Annotated in this window: 24 protein-coding genes and 1 pseudogene; 2 read left to right on the forward strand and 23 right to left on the reverse strand. The window is 59.0% G+C overall.

The annotated features are described in order from the left end of the window. Window positions 1-192 precede the first annotated feature (192 nt). From ACWGTO_RS27860 to ACWGTO_RS27890, 7 genes are all read right to left on the reverse strand, one after another. On the reverse strand, window positions 193-900 hold the full coding sequence (locus ACWGTO_RS27860; protein WP_454578003.1) for a response regulator transcription factor: 708 nt from the start codon (window positions 898-900) through the stop codon (window positions 193-195). A 659-nt stretch (window positions 901-1,559) separates the two neighbouring features. Then, on the reverse strand, window positions 1,560-2,552 hold the full coding sequence (locus ACWGTO_RS27865) for an adenosine kinase (RefSeq protein ID WP_454578004.1): 993 nt from the start codon (window positions 2,550-2,552) through the stop codon (window positions 1,560-1,562). A 99-nt stretch (window positions 2,553-2,651) separates the two neighbouring features. Then, window positions 2,652-3,848 carry a methionine adenosyltransferase gene (gene metK, locus ACWGTO_RS27870; protein WP_454578005.1) on the reverse strand — a complete coding sequence of 399 codons (1,197 nt, stop codon included), beginning with the start codon at window positions 3,846-3,848 and terminating at the stop codon, window positions 2,652-2,654. Window positions 3,849-3,889: 41 nt separating this feature from the next. Next, the gene (locus tag ACWGTO_RS27875; protein WP_454578006.1) at window positions 3,890-4,033 is read right to left on the reverse strand and encodes a hypothetical protein; all 144 of its coding nucleotides are present in this window, start codon (window positions 4,031-4,033) and stop codon (window positions 3,890-3,892) included. Window positions 4,034-4,182: 149 nt separating this feature from the next. Further along, on the reverse strand, window positions 4,183-4,623 hold the full coding sequence (locus ACWGTO_RS27880) for a 2OG-Fe(II) oxygenase family protein (protein ID WP_454578007.1): 441 nt from the start codon (window positions 4,621-4,623) through the stop codon (window positions 4,183-4,185). Then, complete coding sequence (locus ACWGTO_RS27885) at window positions 4,520-5,221, reverse strand: 2-oxoglutarate and iron-dependent oxygenase domain-containing protein (protein WP_454578008.1); 702 nt, start codon at window positions 5,219-5,221, stop codon at window positions 4,520-4,522. The genes ACWGTO_RS27880 and ACWGTO_RS27885 overlap by 104 nt, the downstream gene beginning before the upstream one ends. Before the next feature lie 367 nt (window positions 5,222-5,588). Next, on the reverse strand, window positions 5,589-6,068 hold the full coding sequence (locus tag ACWGTO_RS27890; protein ID WP_454578009.1) for a class I SAM-dependent DNA methyltransferase: 480 nt from the start codon (window positions 6,066-6,068) through the stop codon (window positions 5,589-5,591). A 419-nt stretch (window positions 6,069-6,487) separates the two neighbouring features. Here ACWGTO_RS27890 and ACWGTO_RS27895 point away from each other — a divergent pair. Further along, window positions 6,488-6,778 (forward strand): annotated as a pseudogene (locus ACWGTO_RS27895) (transposase); the annotation flags it as partial. Window positions 6,779-7,361: 583 nt separating this feature from the next. Here the strand turns inward: ACWGTO_RS27895 and ACWGTO_RS27900 are convergent. The 8 genes from ACWGTO_RS27900 to ACWGTO_RS27935 all read right to left on the reverse strand — a co-directional run bounded on the left by ACWGTO_RS27900 (window position 7,362) and on the right by ACWGTO_RS27935 (window position 15,065). Further along, window positions 7,362-8,144, reverse strand: coding sequence for an ABC transporter permease (locus ACWGTO_RS27900; protein WP_454578010.1), 783 nt, complete (start codon window positions 8,142-8,144; stop codon window positions 7,362-7,364). A gap of 2 nt (window positions 8,145-8,146) precedes the next feature. Beyond that, complete coding sequence (gene nodI, locus ACWGTO_RS27905) at window positions 8,147-9,061, reverse strand: nodulation factor ABC transporter ATP-binding protein NodI (RefSeq protein WP_454578011.1); 915 nt, start codon at window positions 9,059-9,061, stop codon at window positions 8,147-8,149. A gap of 349 nt (window positions 9,062-9,410) precedes the next feature. Beyond that, complete coding sequence (locus ACWGTO_RS27910; protein ID WP_454578012.1) at window positions 9,411-9,665, reverse strand: exopolysaccharide production repressor protein; 255 nt, start codon at window positions 9,663-9,665, stop codon at window positions 9,411-9,413. A gap of 371 nt (window positions 9,666-10,036) precedes the next feature. Beyond that, the gene (locus ACWGTO_RS27915; protein ID WP_454578013.1) at window positions 10,037-10,255 is read right to left on the reverse strand and encodes a hypothetical protein; all 219 of its coding nucleotides are present in this window, start codon (window positions 10,253-10,255) and stop codon (window positions 10,037-10,039) included. 65 nt (window positions 10,256-10,320) lie between these two features. Continuing rightward, a complete protein-coding gene (gene nodC, locus ACWGTO_RS27920; RefSeq protein ID WP_454578014.1) occupies window positions 10,321-11,676 on the reverse strand; it encodes a chitooligosaccharide synthase NodC in 1,356 nt (451 codons plus the stop codon). Next, window positions 11,673-12,392 carry a chitooligosaccharide deacetylase NodB gene (gene nodB / locus ACWGTO_RS27925; RefSeq protein ID WP_454578015.1) on the reverse strand — a complete coding sequence of 240 codons (720 nt, stop codon included), beginning with the start codon at window positions 12,390-12,392 and terminating at the stop codon, window positions 11,673-11,675. The genes nodC and nodB overlap by 4 nt, the downstream gene beginning before the upstream one ends. Further along, a complete protein-coding gene (locus ACWGTO_RS27930) occupies window positions 12,347-12,925 on the reverse strand; it encodes a NodA family N-acyltransferase (RefSeq protein WP_454578051.1) in 579 nt (192 codons plus the stop codon). The genes nodB and ACWGTO_RS27930 overlap by 46 nt, the downstream gene beginning before the upstream one ends. Window positions 12,926-14,315: 1,390 nt before the next feature. After that, a complete protein-coding gene (locus ACWGTO_RS27935; protein ID WP_454578016.1) occupies window positions 14,316-15,065 on the reverse strand; it encodes a sulfotransferase in 750 nt (249 codons plus the stop codon). Window positions 15,066-15,560: 495 nt separating this feature from the next. Between ACWGTO_RS27935 and ACWGTO_RS27940 the strand changes: the two genes are divergently transcribed. Further along, a complete protein-coding gene (locus ACWGTO_RS27940) occupies window positions 15,561-16,493 on the forward strand; it encodes a LysR family transcriptional regulator (RefSeq protein ID WP_454578017.1) in 933 nt (310 codons plus the stop codon). Between the two features lie 303 nt (window positions 16,494-16,796). Here the strand turns inward: ACWGTO_RS27940 and ACWGTO_RS27945 are convergent, their stop codons facing one another. The 8 genes from ACWGTO_RS27945 to ACWGTO_RS27980 all read right to left on the reverse strand — a co-directional run bounded on the left by ACWGTO_RS27945 (window position 16,797) and on the right by ACWGTO_RS27980 (window position 23,797). Beyond that, entirely contained in the window at window positions 16,797-17,687 is an 891-nt protein-coding gene (locus ACWGTO_RS27945; protein ID WP_454578018.1) for an SIR2 family NAD-dependent protein deacylase, read from the reverse strand. A gap of 25 nt (window positions 17,688-17,712) precedes the next feature. Continuing rightward, window positions 17,713-17,937: a putative nitrogen fixation protein NifT gene (gene nifT / locus ACWGTO_RS27950; protein WP_454578019.1), complete on the reverse strand. Its 225-nt coding sequence runs from the start codon at window positions 17,935-17,937 to the stop codon at window positions 17,713-17,715. After that, window positions 17,934-18,260: a nitrogen fixation protein NifZ gene (locus tag ACWGTO_RS27955; protein ID WP_454578020.1), complete on the reverse strand. Its 327-nt coding sequence runs from the start codon at window positions 18,258-18,260 to the stop codon at window positions 17,934-17,936. Before ACWGTO_RS27955 ends, nifT begins: the two co-directional genes overlap by 4 nt. A gap of 70 nt (window positions 18,261-18,330) precedes the next feature. After that, complete coding sequence (locus ACWGTO_RS27960; protein ID WP_454578021.1) at window positions 18,331-18,525, reverse strand: 4Fe-4S binding protein; 195 nt, start codon at window positions 18,523-18,525, stop codon at window positions 18,331-18,333. 35 nt (window positions 18,526-18,560) lie between these two features. Beyond that, entirely contained in the window at window positions 18,561-20,012 is a 1,452-nt protein-coding gene (gene nifB / locus ACWGTO_RS27965) for a nitrogenase cofactor biosynthesis protein NifB (protein WP_454578022.1), read from the reverse strand. A gap of 234 nt (window positions 20,013-20,246) precedes the next feature. Continuing rightward, window positions 20,247-21,932: a nif-specific transcriptional activator NifA gene (nifA, locus tag ACWGTO_RS27970; RefSeq protein ID WP_454578052.1), complete on the reverse strand. Its 1,686-nt coding sequence runs from the start codon at window positions 21,930-21,932 to the stop codon at window positions 20,247-20,249. 246 nt (window positions 21,933-22,178) lie between these two features. Then, window positions 22,179-22,478, reverse strand: a complete 300-nt coding sequence (locus ACWGTO_RS27975; RefSeq protein WP_454578023.1) for a ferredoxin family protein — start codon at window positions 22,476-22,478, stop codon at window positions 22,179-22,181. 11 nt (window positions 22,479-22,489) lie between these two features. Beyond that, on the reverse strand, window positions 22,490-23,797 hold the full coding sequence (locus ACWGTO_RS27980; protein ID WP_454578024.1) for an FAD-binding protein: 1,308 nt from the start codon (window positions 23,795-23,797) through the stop codon (window positions 22,490-22,492). Between the last annotated feature and the right edge of the window lie 9 nt (window positions 23,798-23,806).

The following is a 23,806-nucleotide window of genomic DNA, read 5'->3' on the forward strand; positions in this document are numbered from 1 at the left end:
GTCCGAAAGTGATTAGGCCGCCGCCGCTACCATTGACACGACACGCCTCATATGAGGGGGGTCGCAATCAGACCCGGAAGCGCGCCGATGATCACCGCAAAGCCGCTCGCTCGCTACAGCGCTATTGAGGGCGCGCTGCGCGAGCAGCTTTGCTTCCCCGAGCGCATCGCACACGGCGCCACCATCGTCGAATCAGATTTCCTGCTCTTCGAGCGCATAGCCGGCCGAGCGTATGGTTCGGATGACGTTGTGGGGCGAGAGTGCCTTTCTCAGCCGGCTGACATGGACGTCAACGGTGCGCGCACCGACATGGATGTTGGCGGGCCAGGCGGCGCCAACAAGTTCGTCGCGGCTGCAAACCTTGCCAGGATTTTCTATCAGGTGACGTAGCAGGTTGAACTCGAGTGGGCCAAGATGGAGTTGCTGGCCATTGCAATGTACCCGACGGCTGCCGAGCTGCATCTTAAGCTCGCCGCACATCAGCGACCCTCCTTCGCCCCCGCCGTTGGGGAGCAGCGGCGTGCGCAACTTCCCGTTTAAATAGGCGAGCAATTTAGCCGGAGCGAAGGGCCGTAGGAAACTTTCATCAATGCCGGCCTTAAGCAGATCGAGCTGTTGGTGCTCGGCGCCGGATGCGATCAGGGCGATGACGGGCAGGGCCTCGGTATCCAGATCACCTTTCAGCCGGGCGCAGAGCCTGGGGCCGGCAGCGCTCGCCGGTTGGCAATCCAGGACGACAGCCTGCGGCTCACGCTCTGTCGCGTGCCGGATCGCGTCCTCGACGCCACCGGCCAGCTCAGTTGCGAAGCCGTCCACCTCCAGGACATGACTGAACAACAGGTAGAATTCGGCATCCTCAGAACAGATCAGGATGAGTGGATTCATCTGCAGGCCCTTCATAAATCAGCATTCCGCGCCAGTCGCGAGCCAACTCGCTCTCGAGCGCCGGTTCGGTGCGCGAGCTGTCCTTTCTACCGCTGCCACCAGACACCCCCCTCATGGCCCGAGGCCGATTGGAATTTGGTGTTGCCCCTGGAAACGAAGATGCACCCAAACACCTCATTTGCGGGGTTCCTTGTCGGCCACCCGCGATGGAGACCGGGGATCAGCTGTTGGATTGGGCCCGCCAGGCAAACCCGGCCGGTAGATCCGAGCTGCTGCGTGAAGGAGTCCACCCTAATCGCAGCTAACAGTTCGGCGCAGAAATCCGCCGGTAAACTCGACGCCTCCTTTATACACGCACTATCTGATGCTGACCTGACAAGGTTGCTTGCTAGCCTCGTCCCCTGGATCGCAATGTCGCTCCCCGTCATCAATGCCTCCCGGCAGTTCCCTTTCTCAAGACCAGAAAAATCAAAATGCGTGCCAACGCGAAGGGAGCCGCTGAAAAGATTTTGCGACTTTTATTTCAGGGGTTTAATGAGAATGCAGCAGAAGGTGAGGCCGAACCCACAGTGTCGCGGACTGGACAAAAGGCAACATGCCGTCGCCCGCCTGGCGTGCTTTCGGTCCCTCGCGCTGGCGATAGAGCCGACAGGGGCCAAATCTTCAAGATGTGCCTACAACAACCCCGCCTGTTCGGCTTCTTTGCGCAGGTTCTGCCGTGGCCTTGGGCCGATCTGCTGGATCACCAGTCCGGCTGCCAGTGAGCCAAGATCGCCGCAGGTCTGGAGGTCGCGTCCCTGCGTATAGCCATGCAGGAAACCGGCGGCGTAGAGGTCGCCGGCACCCGTCGTGTCGACCAGCTCCTTGATGGCGGTTGCCTTTATGACCACGGTCTCGTCGCCGCGCACGATGACCGAGCCCTTTTCGGAGCGGGTCACCGCGGCGATCTTGCAATCCTTGCGGATCTGCGCCAGCGCCTCGTCGAACGACGAAGTCTGGTAAAGCGACTTGATCTCGTGGCTGTTGGCAAAGACGATATCGACCGTGCCCGAGCGCATCAGGTCGAGGAACTCGTCACGGTAGCGGTCGACGCAGAATGGATCCGACAAGGTCATCGACACTTCACGGCCGGCAGCGTGCGCCAGCCTGGCCGTCTGCCGGATGGCTTCCTTGGCGCGCGGCGGGTCCCATAGATAGCCTTCGAAATAGGTCACCTTGGCGCCCGACGCCTTGTCAGCCTCGACATCTTCCGGCCCGAGTTCGACGCAGGCGCCGAGATAGGTGTTCATCGAGCGCTCGCCGTCGGGGGTGACGAAGATCATCGAGCGTGCGGTCGGCGGCTCGCCCTGGAGCGGCTTGGTATCGAAGGCGACGCCCTGCGCGTGGATGTCGTGCGCGTAGATTTCGCCGAGCGCATCGTTGGAGACCTTGCCGAAGAAGGCGGCGCGTCCGCCGAAGGAGGCGACGCCGGCCGCCGTGTTGCCGGCGCTGCCGCCGGAGGCCTCGATCGCCGGGCCCATGCGGCTGTAGAGCAATTCGGCGCGCTGGGTGTCGATGAGGTTCATCGCGCCCTTGATGATGCCGTTGGTTTCGAGAAAAGCCTCGTCGCACTGGGCGATGATGTCGACAATCGCATTGCCGATGCAAAGCACGTCATAATCCGGCATCAATATCTCCGCCAAAAACCCGAGCCGGCTTCTTGTCATGCCGGCCGGGTGCCCTTGTTGCGATAGATGGTCTGCCGCTTGCAGATCGAGTCGGTGGCCTCACGCACCAGCGAGACCTACCTCGCGCCGCAAGAGGTCGGCTCTGTCCGTCCTCTCCCAGGTGAACTCAGGCTCTTCACGGCCGAAGTGCCCGTAGGTCGCGGTCTTGCGGTAGATGGGGCGCAACAAATCAAGCATCTTGATAATGCCTTTGGGTCTGAGATCGAACACCTCAAGAATGAGGCGCTCGATCCTTTCTTCCTCGATCGTGGCCGTCCCAAACGTGTTGACGAAAACCGAAATCGGATTGGCCACGCCGATTGCGTAGGCAATCTGCACCTCGCAAACTTCGGCAAGTCCGGCAGCAACGACATTCTTGGCGACGTACCGGGCCGCATAGGCAGCAGAACGGTCAACCTTGGAGGGGTCCTTGCCCGAAAAGGCGCCACCGCCGTGGCGTCCCATCCCACCGTAGGAGTCGACGATGATCTTTCGTCCGGTGAGTCCGCAGTCGCCACGCGGTCCACCGACCACGAACCGTCCCGTCGGGTTGACCAGGATTCTGATCCCTGTCGTGTCCAGGTCGGTGGGCAAGACCGGCTTGATGATCTCCTCAATGACGCCTTCCCGCAGGGCTTCCTGTGAGACCTCCTCATCATGTTGGGTCGACAGGACGATGGTATCGAGCGCCACAGGGCGCAAACCTTCATAGCGTACAGAGACTTGCGATTTTACGTCAGGGCGCAGCCAGCTCAGGTGTCCTGCCTCGCGGACCTCTGCCTGCCTTTTTGTCAAGTGGTGAGCGAGTTGGATCGGCAAGGGCATTAGTGTATCGGTCTCGCTGCAAGCGTATCCGAACATGAGGCCCTGATCCCCCGCGCCCTGATCGAGATCAATCCCTCGTCCTTGATCGACGCCCTGGCTGATGTCCGACGACTGCTCGTTGATAGCCAGAACGACAGCGCAACGGCGACCATCAAACCCGATGGCGTCGTCGTCATATCCAATGTCAAGAATGGTATCGCGTGCAACTTGGCTGTAGTCGATCTGGGCGTCACTGGTGATCTCGCCAGCCAGCACGACCATCCCAGTCTTCACCAAAGTCTCACAGTTTTTCACCAAGGCCTCACAGGCGACGCGCGCCTTGGGATCCTTATGGAGAATCGCGTCGAGAATGGCGTCCGAGATGTTGTCGGCCATCTTATCCGGGTGTCCGGCGCCCACGGATTCGGAGGAGAAAACGAACTGTCTAGCCATGGATTTTGCCTCGCTTGGGGTAGGGGTTGTATGGGTTTCGTCTAGGCCGCCTTAGCGGTCGGCGATGCCGGGAACCGCGAATGCACCGGAACGCGCAGCGGGTCCCATTCGGCGTATTTGTGGGTCAAGATCGAGCCAGTCGCTTTCATGATGACCGAGGAGGCAAAATTCCGGGATGCGCTCATTTGCGCGTCGTCCGCTCCTGTCTTAGAATCAGTTCGTAAATGCGGCCATCTAACCTCACCAATGAAGACCCTGGCAGGCTCTGGACTGTGCGATGCCGCCGGCTGCGAAGTTGTTCATGATCGTTTCGCGCTCTACTTGGTCGATCTATTCAGATCATCTGTGGCCCTTGGGGCTCACGGCGGGCTGAGTGCGTTTTTTCGTCGCTCCAAATGCGGGAAGGTCTTGACGAAGCGTTCAAATTTATACGTGCCGCAGGTGATCGGTGGGTGACGCGCCGGCCTCGCTTCAGAGACACAGCTCTCCAGGGGCGCGAAACAGCGTCGTAGTCGGCATCAACGAAGAATGGAATCGAATAGCGTTCCCGTCCGGAGGTGTTCACCACCCCATGCAGGTTGGCTAGGTAGAGGTCGTTGGTCAGCTTCTGCACCAGATCGCCGATATTGATGACAAAGGTCCCAGGAATGGGCGTGCCCTCGACCCAAGCGTCATCTCGGTTCATAACCTGAAGCCCGCCGACACTGTCCTGCGCGAGAATCGTGAGGGTGCCGTAGTCGGTGTGAGCGCCAATACCGATGATCTTCTCGTCCACGACTCCAGTTTGCGGCGGATAATGCAGCAACCGCTGGATCGTGATTGGGTTCTTCATTCGAGATCGAAGAACTTGAAGGGAGATCAAGGCTGAGCGCGATTCCGCTCAGAATCTTCATTGAAAGCTCTTTCATCGCCTCGTGATAGGCGACCACGCTCTGCCGGAAACCGGGCAGGGCGGCCGGCCACTGGTTGGGCCCGCAGAAGGGGCCCTCGATGATCGACCGCTCAGGACCGATGTCGAAGCACTCTTTGAGATCCTTGGTCTTTGAAGAATCCGTGTTTTCGCCCAACACTTCGATATAGCCGTGTAGCGCGACGCCGGAATTGCTGATGTGCAGTTTCATCTTTTCGTCAAGGCGCAGATCAAAGAACGCCCGAGCCTGGGCAGAGGTCTCCCCCACCAGCTCCTCAGACACACCGTGGTTCTTGACATACATGAAGCCAACATTGGTCAGCGCCCAGCGGATCTTCCCCGCCACGCTTCGCGCGTCGCTTCCGTCAACCAGCGGAGCCATGTCGACAATTGGGACTTTGTCGAAGGACTGCCGCTGGGCGCGAAGCCTATCGTCAAGTTGGTCTAGATTCGGTTTCGTCATTACGTCACCCCTGTTGAGTCGCGTCAGCTAGGCTCGGCCAATGCGCTCTCGCGGCCGAGTTGAATTCTATGCCCCGACCATGAGCGCCCGCGGGTGAGGCTGGCGCCGTTCCAGAGATCGACGGAAACCACCCTGGGTTTAGCTCCCAGCCAGGAACAGCATCTCGTCGGGATCGTGTTCATCGAACGTTCTGCAGCATGGCGCGTGCAATTCACCCCGGTGCAAAGACGCGTGGCGTCGGCTGCCATGTGGCCAGCGCGATTTTTGCAAGCGTTATCATAGCCCCTGTTTCGCTGGTGCGCTGCCCTTCACGGGTACCCGAAGACCCAGTAGTGCGCGCCCTCCTCCGCGATGTACCTGCCGTCTCTTAAGCACTGCGCCGGCACAAGGACCCCTCATCCTGCAGACGCCGCACCTCGTCTTCAAAGCATGCAGCGTCCGCATAGCTCTTGCGGGTGCTTATGATAACAAATCCGTTCGTGCGCGCGACGCGAGCCAGCTCCCGGAGCGCATCCGGTCGGACATGCCCGAGCGTGAAGACGCCGCAGCAGACCGTAATATAATAGCTCGCGCTAGGGTAACCAGAGAGCGGCCCGTTAAGATCGACACCGGCTCGGATATGGCGGTAGACTTGGGTTTGCCGGGCCTTTTCGGCCATCTCCTCGGAGAGATCCAACCCGTCGGTCGTCCGGAAGCCGAGGCGGTCCAGTTGCACGCCGACGAGGCCTGTTCCGCTCCCAGCGTCCAGGATTGGGACGGCTGGTTGCTCCTTGGCCAAATAGGCCGTCTGCACGGCACCCGCCAATTCCGCCACGATCACGGGTTCCGCAGTATTCGTCGCGGCCAACCTCCAGCTCGCAGGCACTGGCCCATCCGCGATAGAACTCCGCCAAGCGGCCGGCGTCTCCATCGAGAGCATGGAAGTCCTTGATGCGCCTTCGTGCGGCTTGCTCGAGCGCGGTGCGTTGATCCAGGGTTTGCATGGTATTCCTCCGTATAGCGGCAGGTGGAATTTGGTGGGGCATGAGCCGGCTCCTGCAACTCTCGCGATGGGAGAAGCAAAGCTCGTGCCAGTTGGCCGAAGGGGGTTGCAAAGAAGGATTTTTCCTTAATTTTCTACTGTTTGGCCGAGGCGAACCGCAAGGTCGGTAGGCAAGCCTGTGTTGCAAACCGGACAACCAAGCGCTGGGTGTGGGGCGTTTTGAGACCCAATACGCAACCTCACACGAGCGTCACAAAGGCAGGCGCGCGTCTTCCACAAGGGGGCTCGGCCTGGTGCCGAAACAACGATCCAGTGGAGGGCGAGCCCGCCTATTCGGTATCAGCAAACGCGGCGATCGCTATCTGCGCACATTGATGATCCATGGCGCTCGCGCTGCGCTCGGTAAAGCAGGCGGCAAGCAGGATCCCCGAAGCCTCTGGCTCCGTAAGCTGCGGCAAAGGCGGCATCCCAATGTCGCGGCTGTCGCGCTCGCCAACAAGAATGCGAGGATCGTGTGGGCCATGCTCTCGGGCAGCACATTCTACGAGCCCGCACCGTCGGTGAAAGCAGCTTGAGGCGAAGCGGCAAACGAAGGAATAACAGAAGGAGGTCTCACCCCGGCAATTGCAGCAAAATGGTAGGAGATGGTGAAACGGTCATTCCGTCGCTTCCCGAACCTGATGTGTGGACCGGCTTGGCTTCGGCCAATGTCTAGGGGCCGATGAGGTGGAAGCGCGCGAAAATCCATCGGGGCTCGCGGCGAAGACGTTGTCCAGCCGCATCAGGAAGCCGGATATACGTCAGCAGTTGTGACCAACGATCCTGATCCAGCCGACCTGTTGCAATCGGGCGGGGTCCATATACGTCCACACATGAATCATAACCCAGCCTTAGACGGAACCCCCAGCCTGCCGATTTTCAAAACGGTCTCTTACTAGGTTACGGTATGCACCCGCCTAGGAATGGCAGCCGAAGCCGGCCAACTTCAGCTTGTTAATGCCCATTGGACGGGGTGGGTTGTGATTTTTGGTGAGGGCGAGATAGGAAGTGAGTGAAAGCTGCGCAAGATGTAAGCTCGACAATCTAAAGCAAGCAATCTTGCCAGCCTCAGCAGCTTGAAAGTAGTTGGTTCCTTCTCTCTTATCGATCGTCAGCTCGTCAAGGCATCAGGCGTCGACGCAACAGTGCCGCCGAAAGGAAGACCGGCAGCACTGTGTAAATGCACAGTGCGCCGATATGAAAGCCAACGCTGACGGCCGGGCGACCAAGCATCGCCGGGCGAATAAGCTCGATCGAATGTGCAAGCGGCAGAAAGCCGCCCACCTGCTGAAAAACTCCAGGCATTCGGCTCACCGGGAATACAGCCCCGGATAGGAAAAGCATGGGTGTGATGACGAGCGTTTGGTAAAAAATGACGTAGTCGTAACTGGGGGCGAGCGACGTCACGACCATCGCCAGACTCGCGAAGGCAAGGCCAGTGAGAGCAATGACAGGCAGCGCATAGAGCGCGGAGGGCCATGTCACATAACCCAGCATAGTGGCTACAATCATGATTCCGGTGCCGGCCATAAAGGCCTTCGTGGCTGCCCACGCCAATTCACCCAGCACGATGTCGCCGAGTGTGAGCTGTGTGTACAGGATTCCTTCCCAGGTCCGCTGCATTCGGCCGAAAGTTGCATAGATCGTTTCGAAAGTGGAGGAGGTCATCGCGCTGGCGGCGACCATGCCCGCTGTGAGAAATGCGATGTAGGACGTGCCCTCAATGCGCCCCACCATCATTCCGAGGCCAAAGCCCAGCCCAAACAGCGAGATCATGGGGTCGGCCAAGTTGCCGATCAGCGACGCCAGGGCCACTTTCTTCCATGCCAAGTAGTTGCGGCGCCATACAGCGATCCAATTCCACGCATTGGCTGGTAGAGCGGCCGCATAACGGTCGCCCATCATCATTTCTCCATCTCGCGTCCGGTCAGCCGCAAAAAAACGTCCTCCAGATTAGGCGGCCGCTGCAGAAGACGCAGATCCGCGCGCCCGTGCAGTTGACTGCGCACCTGCTCCGGATCGGGCGCATAGCAAAAGAGCGTCTCACCGCTCACCTCGATGCGCTCTACGTAGGGCTTGATCATCGCACTCAGCTCATTCGGGTCACCACCGTATATCTCAAGCACCTGGCACCCGATCTGCTCTTCGATCAGCGCGTGTGGGCGCCCCTCGGCGATAATGCGCCCTGCCTCTAGGACGCACAGTCGGTTGCACAGTCGCTCGGCCTCCTCCATGAAGTGGGTGGTCAAAATGATCGTCTTGCCCAGCGCCAGGAGCTTGCGCAGCCTCTCCCAGATCAGGTGGCGCGCATGCGGATCAAGGCCTGTGGTCGGCTCGTCCATGACAAGCAACTGTGGGTCGTTGATCAGCGCACGTGCGAGCGTCAGGCGCCGCTTCATCCCACCGGACAGTGCGCTGACACGGGCATCGGCCTTGCTCTCCAGGCGGGCGAACTCCAGCAGCGACGGTATGACCGCCTTCACCGCGCGCGTGCTCATGCCGAAGTAGCGCCCGAACACCAATAGGTTCTCACGTACAGTGAACTCGAGGTCAAGGTTATCGAATTGAGGGACCACCCCGATGCGCCCGCGTGCCAGGCGAGCGCGTGCTGGCATGGGCATGCCGAACACTGTGATCTTGCCTGAATCGGGCGGTGTCATGCCGAGGACCATCCGCGTGATCGTGCTTTTGCCCGCGCCGTTAGGGCCAAGCAGGCCGAAGCATTCTCCCGGGGCAACAGTGAACGAGAGCCCGTCCACAACCAACTTGTTGCCATATGACTTGGACACGCCGTCAAGGTCGATGGCTAGCTTGGGCATGCGCTTCTCTCCCCCCGCAGAACGCCGTCAACTAGCGCCAGATCTCTTGCAAGAAATTGGGATGACTCGCGGGGAGCGAGGGAAGGCACCCCGCTGACGACTGAGGCCAACGAATTGGCCGCGCCGTCCCAGCCGTCGGTCACGCGCTTATCGCCGGGCCTCGCATCCAGACCGCGCGACGCGACGGCGGTCCCGCTTGTGCCAACATACTCGACAGTCATAGAAGACTGACCGTCGCCTTGCTTCTCCTGTTCAAAGTCACGGAAGAGGCCCTCCACTTGGGCAATCGCCCCGTCACGCGTCTTCATGCCATGCATGGCTATTGTGGCTCCATTTTATCGTCTGCAGACTATTCAGCCTTCACAGAGAGGTCGTCACTGCTTTCACTCAGACGCCGCTTCGGCTCCTGGGTGTGCGGTCGTGAACAGCTCGTGGAGCCCTGTTCCTTGCTCCACACCAGACAAAGCATCGCTAAGAAGTACCCGACCTGAGTGAGCACGGCGCAGAGAACCGTCTGAACGAGCGAACCGGTCAAGCAATAGGTCGCCGCGGCGATAGCCGCCGATACGCCGATCACGTGTATCAAGAAATGTGATGCGTCCATTCGGCTCTCCTAGTCTCCCGTTTTCGTATTCCGAATTCTACCCACCCAAAGCCGACTTGGGATGCGAGCGACCAAGCAGTCTGTTGATGGTTCGCCTCGGCACTGGTGACGAGCGACCTGGTCTTGTGTGACGTGATCCTTGCGGTATCGGCGCTAGCGGCGTGCCTCAGAAGGACGAGAGGCGTCGCGCGATCCGAAAACCAGATGCCCGCCCGACGCAAGCTCGCTCCCCAGCTTTCCCGTAGCGGAGCATATCGGCCTCGACCGCGGCGGCCGTATAGAACTTCCGCACTGACAATCGGATCGAACGGCTCCTGGCTCGAGAACATTTTTAACCTCTCCGACCCTCAGGCAGATGTGTTGCGGCTCGTTCATCGGTTCGCGCCTTCGAGCTTGTGCTCGCGGCACGACAGCGATGACCGCGAGCCTGTGGCAGTGGTGCGAAAGTTTTCGTCAAACGCACCGGTCGTGCATCCGATTGTGGAGCGCGTTGCTGACCGACCCTGGGAAAACGACGTGTCGAGCGCTTGCGGGTGATTCCCGCGCTCGAACGGCTTGCCGTCGAGCCGCCATGAATCGTCGGTGGCCAATTCTAAATGCGTCCAGCGGCAACCATCATCCTCTGCCAGACTTTTCTCCAAGATCAGACAGGCAATCACTCTTGGGCGCCGATGCCAGATGATGCCACCGTCGAGAACTCCCCCAAAAGAGTAGGCCAGCCCGATGGCGCCGCACTATCCGGCAAGTCCGTGGCCCTCGAACCAACATCGGGGTTTCTGATCGGGACGCCTTTGCCACCGCCGATTGGAACCGTGGCAGCAGAGTCACGCGACAACCAATCGCTGTTGCTCAAGGTGCATAGCGCATACGCTTTCAACGGAAGTAAAAGGAACAGATTGATGGGCGTGTGTAGACAAAACCCCAGAAATCGCAGTTCGCGAGCACGAAACGCGGCCACGCTGCAGCGGATCATTGTCATGGCCGCAATCATGACGCCTGTCCACCAAGGCACTGTTTCAGTCAGCGCCAGCTGCGCGATCCCCGTTACTACCGAGACGGCGAGGAGCAGCGGCCCGACATTTTGTCCGACCACGTCCAACGTGAGATAGCGATCGAGGCTGGGTAGCAGGCGCAGCGAAAGCAGCGTGTCTCGGAAGGTGCTCCGCGCCCATCGCAGTTGTTGGCGCAGATATGGCCGCAGCCGATCCGGCACGACCGTTGCTGCAATCGCGTCCGGAATGTACTCGGTCCGCAGGCCTGCTTTCAGCATGAGGATCGTGAGATGGCGATCTTCACCGAAGTCGCTTAGCTTCCCACGAAACAGCTGCGTTTCGTACTGATCAAGAACCATGAGAAGCGCCGACCGGCGGTACATGGCACATGGGCCACAGCAGCACATGACCGCACCGAAACGAGCCTGCGCCGCGCGCTCCTCGTTGCAAGCAAGCCAGTACTCCATGTCAATCAACCAGGTCAGCCAATTCTCGTTCCTGTTGCTGGCTATCAACTGACCCATGGCCGCGCCGATCTGTGTATTTCTCATTTTCAGCGCAAGCTTCGTCACGACGTCGGAAGCCAGTGCCGTGTCGGAGTCGACGTTGAGCACCAAGTCTCCGGATGAGCGGCGTATGGCGGCGATCTGTGCCTTGCGCTTTCCAACATTCTGCGGCAGCAGAATGAAGTTGAACCTCCCGTCGAGCGCGTAGAGGTCGTGAACAGGTCCCACGGCAAGGCGATTTGCAGAGCCGTCATCGACCACATAGACTCGCAGTTCTCCGCCATAGTCTTGGTCCGCAATTGACGCTAGGCAGGCCGAGAGCGTGCCCGGATTCTCATTGTAGCAGGGGATGATGACGTCCACGCTCGGCAGACGATGGGAGCCGGCCTGGCCATCCGAGGTCGACGACAGGTCGGCCGGCGAAGCATAAACCGTCTGCATGCTTTTGTAAGCGGCCGAGAGCAGCGCATAGGTCGAGACAGCACCAGTGCTGATTGCGTCCAGCAGGGTCATGGGAATTCACTTCGTTGAGTGGTGTCGGGGAGGGAGCGGATGGCAAATCCCCGCTCATGCAGCTCTGGAATGAGACGAGACAGAGCCGTCAGCGTCTGGTCCCGCAGACCGGCCTGAGTGTCCGGCCTGAACTCGTTGGGAGGGCAGCCATCGTGCAAAAGCACTATTGCGCCTGGGCGCACAGAGGCAACGACTGTGTCGATAATCGCGTCGACCCCGGGCCGAGACCAGTCGTGGGGGTCGATCGACCAGTGGACCGGGATCAGACCAGCGCGCCCACAATGCGTTAAGACTTGATCGGTCCAGTTGCCATACGGGGCACGCATATGCGCCACCGAGGCTTGGGGACAGGCGATCCGAATGACCCTGTTTGCCTCGAGTATCTCGTAGTGTATCTGGGCAGGCCGACATCCGGACAGGTTCGGATGCGTCATCGTGTGGTTGCCGACCCGGTGCCCTTCTGCAATCATCCGTTGGATGAGTTCGGGCCGGTCTGCCGCATACGCCCCGATGACGAAGAAAGTTGCCGACACCTGGTTATCGGCCAGCAGATCGAGGACGCCCGGTGTGCAAACCGGATCAGGACCGTCGTCAAACGTCAAATAAACTGCGCGCCCGCCAATGCCGTCAGCACATTCATCATGGACTTCGGATATGCAGTTGAGGGGTCTCACAGCTCTGGTCCGTTCCGATCGATTATCGTACTGGCCGGCCATTCGGACATCGGCTGTGCAATCGGGAGAACAATGAGGACTACGTCCTCCGTGCGGGTTGGCGGTTTGTCCAGACGCGCGCATGGAAGGGTCGATCGCACACGGATCCCCGGCATGATCGTCGCCAGGCCATTTCGGCTAAACCTTGCAACGTGGTTCTGCAGTGCGGGTCGAACCGAGCCAAAGGCGAATGGGACGTTAAGCTCCCGCAGTACTGGATGCATGACCCGGACTGAATGAGCAATCCAGAGCCCCTCGAGATCCGGACGCACCCCGTACAGGCCAAGTTCTGCCACCAGTAGATCGACGGCGCCAATCCTGATGAAGCGGCGCAGCAGACCGATGTGAGCCGCTACACCCTTGGAGTCGTAGCCGATTGCACGCAGCTCAGGCCTCGCGCCGCTCCAACTTTGGCTGCCTTCGAATGGCTTTGCGTTGAAACTGCCGGTCTGCCCGTAGACCTGGCGGAGGAACGCAGAAAGTTCCACATGCTCGTCAAGATCAATTTCATTCTCCCAACACAGCCTCCAGCTCAACGGAGAGCGAACGGAGCAACTCGTTCTTTCTTGATACCTTGACTCACGCGTCACAAATTTAGTAAATTCGAAAGACATGGGTTTTGGCCTGATGAGCTTAACGGGACCTTGGCAGGTTCAATCAACGCGATATGGCATGCGCCTACTGGCGAAGAACATCACCACACAGACATAGGCATTCAGTTTATGCTCGCTCACAGCCAGAGTTCCTCTGGAACTCAGGCTTTAGACAGCAATGCTTATTTGGGTTTCAATTGTAATCTTCGAGCTACTTAATGCAGCATTTGCTAAAATAGGTAAAATCGATTGTTTTGATGGAAATCATCCAAGGCATGGATGGCAGCTGAGCACTGAGCAGCCTCAGGAGACACGAGCAGCCTTACGCCCGTTCCGACACACACGGCCTGTTGTACTCTGGACCGCCGATCGCGCCTATGCACGCAGCCGACCAAGGCTCCCCGCCGTCGCTGGAGACACGGAGTCGAACAAGGCCATCTCCCAGCTTTGGGTCGCAAGGTGGCGAGCGATCATTAAGGCGAACATAGAAACCATTGCTGACGACATCCTGACGAAGTCGCAATCCACGGCCGCCCATTTTTGCAGAACCTGACCCACACAGCCGCTTCTTGCGCGAGTACCAGATCAGCTAAGGCGGGGTTGAGCGGCCGCAGGCTGCCGGAAAATGACTTGGTCGTGATCTGCTGGGGGGTGCCGCATCGTGACTTCAGCTCTCGCTGCTCCAGGTGCCACAGAAGCATAACGGTCAGCACCGCGCAGGCCGCGCCTTGTGCCTCGCTATGGCTTGTATTGGGTCGAATAGGAATGCCGGGCGGTTCAGCGGGTGCCTGGCTCCTAATTGCCTGCAACTTCCATCCGAATTGGCCGAGTATTTTCCCCTACATCTGCCTGGCGAAGGCGGCATGCCCAGTCGCCCAGGTCGTGCATGACCCAGGTGATGCGCAGGTCTCTGGCTTCCACCTTTGCGTTCATGATGATGGGCTGTTCGACTTTAGTGCGTGGATGGCAAATTTGGCGTTCGTTTCGCCCACCGCCTGGACGTTGTGAGAATTGCGCTTTTCGTGACTGATCAAGGCAGTGACGGACCGCTTGATCTTGGCGAGGGGGGCGGTAAGCTTGTCAAGTTGGACATCTCGATGGTTCTCTTGACGGCACCACATTGGGAATGCCCAGTATCACGATCGCGCTCTTTCAAACGGACAGGACGGGCCGATATCGCCGATATCCATGACGGTGTCCAGATTTTGACCCCAGGCTCGCCTTTGCCGTCGAGCCGCTGTTTTTGCCCAAGTGCACAGTTGAGCAATTGTCGCAAAGGGCAGGTAAGCTCGGGTGCCGGAACCGCGGAACCTAACGAGGTCGCCGCTTGCCGCTACGATGACAGGTCGCCGAGTTCAAAAAATCTCGCGTAAGGTCCGCCTGCGAAGTGGCGTCGCAACTCTTCGAAATTCTCTATCGTTTGGTTCAGGGGGCGAGCTTCCTGGCGCTTAAGAATAGCCTCACCAGAGAGCCCAACAAGCGGTGGAACTTCCAGAAAATCCCAGATCGGTGCCAAGCACGTGAAGGGCTCGCCAAGAAGGCTTTCGTACTCGACCACATGCAAGTGGGTGGACGCGAAGGAGCACGTGACGCGATTGTGGAATTCGTCGGCGGTCTTGAAATAAGCCTCGCAGCAGGCGATTCCCAGTTTCACGGATGGAGCGGCGTCGTTGTCCGAACTGAACTTCAGCCACTGCCGGGTTTGCCTCGCCTGTGTCAGCGATCGCAGCGATTCCAACGTGTTTTTGCGAATCAGGAGGATGACCTTGAGGCCTGGCCAACGGGCAAGCTCAGCAAAAAAGTCCGGACGCTCGTTGAACTGAGGTTCGTTGATCTTGCAACCAACGCGCGTCACCGCCTTGTTGGTTCCGTTGGGGTAGCGCAAGTAGGCAAGCTCAAGAAGCGCGTCATCGCTGCCTGCCAAGCGATTCTTATCGGACCAATTCATATCGTAGATGTTGAGCAACTCACCGTTGCTCAGTACGTTCGGATGCTCGTTCAGCAATTCTTCCAGGTAGTGCGTGCCCGTCCTTGGCATTGCAAGGATCACAAATGGGCCAGGCGACGGCACGGGTCGTGTCATTGTGTGTCTCCGATCAATATTGCTCATGAAAGTTGTGTGGACCTAGATAGACAGGACCAGTCTTGATGAAACGGTGCAGCAGGCCAGTGTAAGCGGTCACGGTTTCGGTGCCGTTGCGTCAGAAGTCCGCAGGGGTTTTCGAAAGAATCGTGGCGAGTTCGACGTGGTCGGCAAGCTCAGTCTTTTCCAAGAACATTCCCAGCGAAATAGGAAAGCGGATCCAGACACTTCCCTCCTGCTGCTGCCGAGGCCGCATCACGCGATTTGCGTGGGCAGCTTTGCCAGTCCCCCAAACCGCTCCCGGGAGCTCTTGTTGTGGGCGCGTTGTGCGCATCGGTTGATGCTCGGACACACTTCGGGAACCAGGGCAAGCGAACAGGCATGTTATATGTGTGACAGTAACTTTCGCGATTGACATTTTTCTATGCAGGTCCTCATACCACGCGTAAAATCAATTGTTTTTATGCATCCCATCCACGCTATGGATAACGGCGCATGCGCTTCAAGGGCCTAGATCTAAACCTCCTCGTCGCGCTTGACGCTTTGATGAACGAGCGCAACCTCACCGCTGCCGCACGCAGCATCAATCTGAGCCAGCCTGCCATGAGCGCGGCTGTCGCCCGGTTGCGCGACTTTTTCCGTGATGAGCTATTTACGATGAGGGGCCGCGAACTTATCCCCACTCCGCGCGCGGAAGATCTCGCCCCCGCGGTCCGCGAGGCACTGCTTCACATCCAGCTCTCAATTATTTCCTGGGACAGGTTCAACCCAGTTCAGTCGGAGCGCCGGTTCAAAGTCAGCCTGTCCGATTTCATGACCCTTATATATTTTCAAAAGGTCGTAGAGCGTGTCGCGCGGGAAGCTCCCGCCGTCAGCTTCGAGTTCGTACCTCTCATGGATCACCCTGACGAGCTTCTCCGACGGGGTGAGATCGATTTTCTAATTCTTCCGGACGTGTTCATGTCGAGCGAGCATCCCAGAGCAGCACTGTTTGACGACACGCTCGTGTGCGTCGGCTGTGCCACGAACAAGCAGTTATCGCGGCCGCTTACGTTTGAGCGATACATGTCCATGGGGCACGTCACGGTCAAATTCGGGCGTACGCGGCAGCCCTCCATCGAAGAATGGTTTTTGCTCGAGCACGGCCGCAAGAGGCGTATCGAGGTGGTGGTGCAGGGCTTTGGCATGGTACCCGCTATGCTATCAGGCACGGAGCGGATAGCGACCATACCCTTACGGTTGGTCGAATATTTCGCACCACTGATACCGCTGAAGATCGTTGATCTTCCATTGCCGCTTCCCCCACTCGCGGAGACCGTGCAATGGCCTGCCATTCACAACAGCGACTCGGCAAGCATCTGGATGCGGGACATATTACTTCAGGAGGCGTCCCGCATGGCTCCGCCGCACAAGATCGCCAAGGTCTGAACGTTCCTCAATCGGCGTTTTGCGGCAGTTGGAACCCAGGAGCGCCTCTGCGCCGGATCTACTTGCCCTGAACGCGGCCTGTCTGAAAGGTGTGGGAATTGCCGAGACTTTAGAATAGCGTGCGGCGGCCCGGTTCGACTGGTATCGTCACGCCACGACCTGATCGCGCGCAATGTACCGTCGCTTTCGCCAAGTTTGCCCGATCGCACCTTGGGCGAAATCTGGGTTTTGCGGCACCAAGTCGTCGCCAAGGCGCAGAAGCGCCGCAAATGGCAGGAGATCAGTTCTGCTGCAGGCTCTCAATCATGCCGGTGGTGACAGGCTCGAGCCGGCAAGCCGAGCCGCAGCTTCGCCTATCGGCATGTCAATGACTGTGACGGCGCACGCTGCCAGGAAACGGCGTTCGTTTCTTGTCAGCACCGACCCATCGATCAGCGCGAAATGCGGGCCGTCGGAGCGCTTCATGATCTGCCGGGCGTAGGTGCGCAGCATTTGATCGTCGAAGCGGCAGCCGACGAAAAAAAAACCCCGATTGCTGCGCCGCTGCTTCACCTGATCAGGGATCGGCGTTTGGATATCGATGTCTGTCAGCGCTTCAACATAGTCGGAATCTGAGATCAGGAAGTTTGCCGCCGGCCTGACACTGCCATGAGGAACATAGAGGACCGTCTCAACCGGTGGTACCACCTCAAGTTCGTGTCCGGACAAATCGTAGGCTCTGGTCCAAATGTCCCCGATTTCGTTCGCCCGCGTGGCGCCTTGTATCTCGACGACATCCGTTCGGCCGGTCGCGACGAGGGCCGCGCGCATGGCGCCATCATACCAACTGTCGACGATGAGCGAGAGCGGCAGCGTGGCGAGCCAGGTGTGGAGGACCGTCGGCGCTGCCGGCGCGGCGAAGATATCGGCCATCCAGCCCTGGAGCGTCCGTCGATGCCGGCTCTGCTCGATGAACTGTGCGACAGACCACATATTGGTGCGGATCTTGGATGGAGTTGGGGCGCGCTTGTTAAGGGCCGCGGCGACTGCCTCCGGAGTATGCGGTACAACGGGCTTTGCGCACCCGAGCTGGAGGAGACCCGGGCCAAGGTAAGGAATGATCGCGTCGGCGGTGAGCGCTCCCTTGAGCAGGTCGAGCCGCGTGTCTGCATGGCTGTCCCGAGTGATTAAAAGATGGCGCGGGAAGGTTTTCATGCTCAGTCCTCTTGGCTTCATGCCGTCAACCCGCCGTTCTAGTCCCGTCGGATATTTTCCTGGCCTCAACGGTGATGGGGAGGCGTGTATCTCGCGGAAGGTCGGGCAAGACGAAGCGCCAGCCGTTCCTGAGCATGACGACCCCGCCCCACAAGCCTTCATTCTCAACCTGAATGATCGGCTCTTCGAGATCCTTCTTGGGAACATAGGCCGACAGGCCGGCGCCCGTCCTACGGATCATCAACTTCATGCGGCGGCTCCCTTGCTAGGAGCAGACCTAATTTCGGCGCTACGAGAAGCCCCGGCATTTTCGAGGCTTACCATTTCGCGCGCCCGCATTCCCACGACTGTGCCACGGCCGATCCATTCAACCGCATAGATGTAGAACTGCTGGAGAAAGGTGCCGATGTCACGCACGTACCCTTCGTCACCCTTCAACACGAGGTTTTCCCCGACCTCCCTGCCAGGGTAGGTGCCATCATTCTTGATGTGGCGGGTGGCGCGGACCCGTTCACCCGGCACAAATCGTGGAGGTTTGCCGATTTCGACCTCCTGTTCTCGCCGGAGGGGCATAGCTGTTCTTCCTTTTCGCAGTTGGAGGTTGGAACGAAGAACTCAAGGCGCCTCGCGAGCCGATCGGACGTCAGGCGGGAACGCAGGTCATCTCCACGGGACAGACCGAGGCGCATTGCTGTGCATCGAAGGTGTCCTTGCATTCGGTGCACTTCTCCGGGTCGATAACGTAGGCCTCGCCTTTGAATTTGATCGCACCGGAAGGACATTCGAACTCGCAGGCACCGCATTGGGTGCATTGGGATGCGATGATCTTGAACGTCATTTGTCTTCAACTCCTGGTCAGTTGATTGAGAGATCTCAGGCCGTCGCGGCCAATGGTTTGGCCCCAAACTCGGCGGCGTAGACCGTGCTGATCGCGGTCTCGATATGCTCATAGCCATAGTCATCCATGGCCCGGATACCGGCTCCCCTGAGCTGAGCCTTCGGGCAATCCCCGATCTTGGCGCACAGCACGATGTCTATTCCTTCGAGGGCCGCCATCACGCGCTTTAGGGTGGCATCTTCGCCCCAGCCACCCAGGCAATACTGCTCGACCGGCCGATGCCCGACCAAGCGGATCCCTTGCGGCGAGGCCTCATAGAGCTGGAATTCTCTCGCGTGACCGAAGTGTGCGTTGACGCGGCCGCCGCCCTTGCTGGCTACGGCGATAAGAAGTGACTTGCCCGAACCCGTTCCTTTGACCAGTTTGGTCGCCTCGCTTTTAGCCGCCGCTCGATCGCCGCGCTCGCGCGCGACCACCTCGCGATAGGCGTCGCGTCTGCTTGCGTCATAGGTGAGTTCGTCGCAGATCTGGTCGAGGCTGAACTCCTGGCCACGATCGTCGCCCAGCAAGCCAACGGCATCGGCCCTGCACTGCCGGCAATGGCGCATCAATTTAGCACCGCCCTCTAGACGATCTTGAAGAGCCTTCAGCTCCATCGCATTTGGGCCTCGCTGCCCGATCAGGCCGTAATGGGTACCATGCTCCCGGTTCGAAATCAGTGGCATGATGTTGTGCAGGAAGGCGCCTCGCTCCTTAACCCGTTTATTCACCTCGATCAGGTGCTCGTCGTTGACGCCAGGGATCATCACTGAATTGATCTTGGTCAGGATGCCGCGCGCCGTCAGCATCTCCAGGCCCAACATCTGCCGCTCGTTCAGGATTTGGGCGGCTTCGACCCCGGTGTAGCGGCGGTGCTTGTAAAAGATCCACGGATAGATCCTCGCGCCAACTTCCGGGTCGACCATGTTGATGGTGATTGTCACGTGGTCGACATTCATGTCGCAAAGCTCGGCGACATGGTCCGGCAACGCCAGCCCGTTGGTCGAAATACAAAGCTTGAGGTCGGGGATTTCGTTGACGATGCGTTTGAATGTGGCCTTTGTCTTTTTCCAGTCGAAGCAGGCGTCGCCCGGTCCAGCGATGCCGACCACGGAAAGCTGCGGTACTTCATTGGCGACCGCGATCACCTTGCGCACCGCCTGATCTGGCGTCAGCTTTTCCGAGACGACCCCAGGTCGGCTCTCGTTGGCACAGTCAAACTTGCGATTGCAGTAGTTGCACTGAATGTTGCAGGCCGGGGCGACCGCCACGTGCATGCGCGCGAAATAGTGGTGCGCCTCTTCTGCATAGCACGGATGGTCCTTCACCTTCTCCCAAATGGCCGGCTCCATGTCGCTAGGCCTTGCCGAGGAGCCGCACGTTGAGGAGGTGCATCCAGCCGATTTCGCGGTGGTCTCGCTTTCACGCGAAATCTTCGGTGTCGACATCGAATAGCTCTGTTCCTGGCTGACCTACACATCCAGCCGCAAGAGCTATGCCAACCACCAAAGCGACATTCACCCGAAACCTCTGCTTTTCGCGTCTGATTTGTCGGCTTGCCTACGGCCTGGATTTGTCGGGCTTCCGACATTGGAGAAGCGGATGGGATCGCCAGAGCGATTGGTCTCTGGTCCGCACAGGGGCGGGCACTCCGAAACACATCATTCAGACGTTAAGCTCGTCTAAAATTTCTTCACCTCGATACCGTGGCGGCGTAGAGCATAGCCGACTTGCCGCGGCGTGAGGCCGAGGAGACGAGCCGCTTTGGCCTGGACCGAGCCGGCCTTTTCCATCGCGTCGATCAGCCGGTCGCGTTCCGTCAGGCGTGGCCCCGTCGTGGGACAATTGGGATCACTCCGATCGGCCGACCATACCTCGGCAGCCGAGCCGAGAATGCGCCCGGCCGGCAGCGGCGATCCATCTCTGTTCATGGTGCTGCGGGCGAACCCGGAGGCGGCATTTGTACCCTGCGAAGAGCCGGCTCCTTTCCAAATGAGCGAAGAAAGACACTGGCCATTCCTGCAGGCGAAATCCGACGGAACTATCGTCTTCGACCGGGCAAGTGTCGCCGTCCTTCGCACGCAGTTTTCCAGCTCTCGGATGTTGCCAGGGAAGTGGCATTGCGAGATCAAATCAATCGCCGATGATGCGAAGGTGAGATCGCGATTGTTCTCCCTGTTGAAGCGATCGAGAAAGACTTCGGCAAGGAGTCGAATGTCTCCGGGGCGCTCCCTGAGCGGAGGCAACGTAATTGGTATCACATTGATGCGGTAATAAAGGTCGGCCCTGAACTCCCCATTCAGCACAGCCGTTTCAAGGTCCTTGTTGGTGGCGCATATAAGCCGGACATCAAATTTTAGCGTTCTGGTGCCGCCGACCCGCTCCAGTTCGCCTTCCTGCAATACGCGCAGCAGCTTGGCTTGAAAAGAAGGCGAAATCTCGCCGATTTCATCAAGCAACAGGGTTCCGCCATGCGCCAGTTCGAAACGGCCGGCGCGCTGCGAGATAGCCCCAGTGAAGGCGCCCTTCTCGTGCCCAAACAGTTCCGATTCCAAGACTGTTTCAGAGAGCGCGGCGCAGTTCAACTTGACAAAGGCCTTCGTCCTCCGGGTCGAAAGCTTATGGATCGCTTGCGCGAAGAATTCCTTGCCGGTTCCGGTTTCACCCCGCAGAAGAACAGTCGAATTGGTCTTTGCGACGATTGGAATCGTTTCTAGAACCTGCTTGACTGCCAGGCTTTCCCCGACAATTCCGTCGATTTTGACCGACGCATACCGACCGGTTTCGGCCTTTTCGTCGTCGCGCCGTTTGCCCGGTCCAGCTTGCTGTTCGATCACCTGCTGACCATCAGTGTTTCGTACACGGTGAAGATGGACAACTTGGCCCACAAGGTCGGCCACCATGTTCAGGAAGCAAAGGTCCTCGTTATGGTGAGCGTAGCTCGGCTCTTCTTTGAGGCGCTCGATCGACAATGTTCCAAGGATTTCATGCTGCGCCCTTATAGGGATACCGACAAAGCCTAGGTCAACAGCCTCGTCGTTCGACACCCTTTCAACATCAAACTGAAACAGTTCCGACTTGCTGACGTCCTCTATGACGACCGGTCTCGCCGTGGCGACGATTTGGTCGATTACAGCCTGTGGTATGGCGCGGCGAGTCGCGGAGTGCGCTGGAGAGACCTTGCCGGGCGTTGCCGCGATCTCCGGCTCTCCATCAGCGCCGAGCACAATGATTGCTCCATGACGCATTCGTACAAATGAAGATAGGATCGTGACGACATTGCCCAGTGTCGTCTCAAGCCGGGCAGGGGCGGTTAGGATCTTCGATATCTCGTACAGTCCCCTGAGCGAAATATCTGCTTTATCCATCTTTCCTATGTCTGGTTCAGGCAGGGTGATTGGAAGTCCCACTTCGTCGACCCTGCCGCGCATCGTGTCGTCCATAGAAGCAGCTCCGTGTGTTCCCCCACCGGCAGATTCTGGATTTTCGGATGCCGAAGAAGAGTATCGACTCTGCCGCCTTAAACTGACGAGTTCCTGACAACTGCCGGATGCGACGTGTTGCCGCAACCGCGAGCTGCGCCCGGGCGCACCATTGAGGGGTCAGTGCCGGAGTCATCCGAACTTGAAGAGGACACCGAAGCCGCCGCGCGGATAATTCCAGGTGATCTCGCCACTCTCCTCGCACAGCACTCGGCATGTGCCACACTCCATGCACCCGTCGGCCGCGATCTCAACTTGGCCCGTGGCGTTCAGCTCATAGCATTTGGCAGGGCAGATGCGTGTCAACGCGAGCAGGTTCGCGCTTGGGCTTTCGTGAGGTCGCACCTTGATGTGGGGGCGCCCTGCATCGATGAGATAACGGTTCTGATATAACTTTTCCTCGACGCGGACGGCCGGCACTGTGATCGTCATTTTGCCCTCCCTCAGCGCCAGGCCAACGCCAGGCGAATCGCGTCCCTGACCAGCCCCAAGCGCGAACGCGCCTTTATGAACGCAGCAGTGGTCGCTTTTTCTTTATCGATCTTCGGAGTGCCGTCGACCCGCACGAGGTTCTGCGCGGCCAGAGAAATCAGCTGCGGGTATGTCACGAAAAAATTATGCGAGTTGGTGTGCATCAGGGCCGGCATGTCCTTGTGCTTTCGCAAGTCCCTGAGGACAAACGACTTGTCCAACATGGTTTTGTAAAGAACGAGATTCCGCTTGGTCATCGGGACGTTGCGGCTCTTGACCTGGACGATTGCCTCGCCTGCGATGCGGCCGGACGTCATAGCGAGGTTCGAACCCTCACGGTGAACCGCGTTGTTCAATTGCGCTGCATCACCGACTGCCACCCAACCGTCGCCGAAGAGCTGTGGGATCGCCTTATAACCACCTTCGGGAATGAGATGGGCGGCATATTCCCTCACCTCCGAGCCCGCGATCAGCGCCCGGACCGAGGGGTGGTTCTTGAATGCGTCGAGCAGGACGTAGGGGCTCTCCATCGTGGCGGCAAAATCGGAAACGAGACAACCAATGCCAAGTGAGATCGATTCCCTGTTGGTGTAGAGAAACGCTAATCCGGTCATGCTGCGGGAGATGGTGCCCGCCGCCTCAATCACGCAGCCTTCATTGCCCTTGAGCCCGAAGCGCTGCTCGATCACCTCCTCGGGCAGGAAATGCATTTCCTTGACGGCGAGAGCCACGCTTTCTGGCCTCGGCGTTTTGCGCAGGCCCGACCGCGTGCCAAGCAGTCCGTTAACGCCTTCTGCGAGGACGACCACGTCCGCCAAAATCCTTTCGCCGGCTCTGTCGGTGCGAACACCTATGACCTTGCCCGTGATATCGTATGCGAGCTCCGTCGCCGTCGTCTCGCACAAGAGGGTCGCGCCGGCCTCGCGCGCCTTGCGCGAAAACCACTTGTCGAACTGGGCGCGGATGATTGTGTAACGGTTTGGCTTTGCCTCATTGAAGTCGTCGGACCGATAGTGGAACCCAGCATGGGATGTATTGTCCATCATCCAGAAGCGCTGCTCGATCAAATGCCGCTCAAGAGGCGCGTCATCGCGAAAGTCCGGGATGATATTCTCCAGCATGTTCGCATACATGATGGCGCCCTGGACATTCTTGGAGCCCGCATACTCGCCGCGCTCCAGTTGCAGCACCTTCAGGCCGCAGCTTGCCATCGTGAAAGCAGCTGCGTTCCCGGCCATGCCGGCGCCAATGACGATAGCATCGAACTTTTCCTCGACCATGGCCGTCTC

The sequence above is a fragment of the Mesorhizobium sp. PL10 genome (assembly GCF_053714315.1).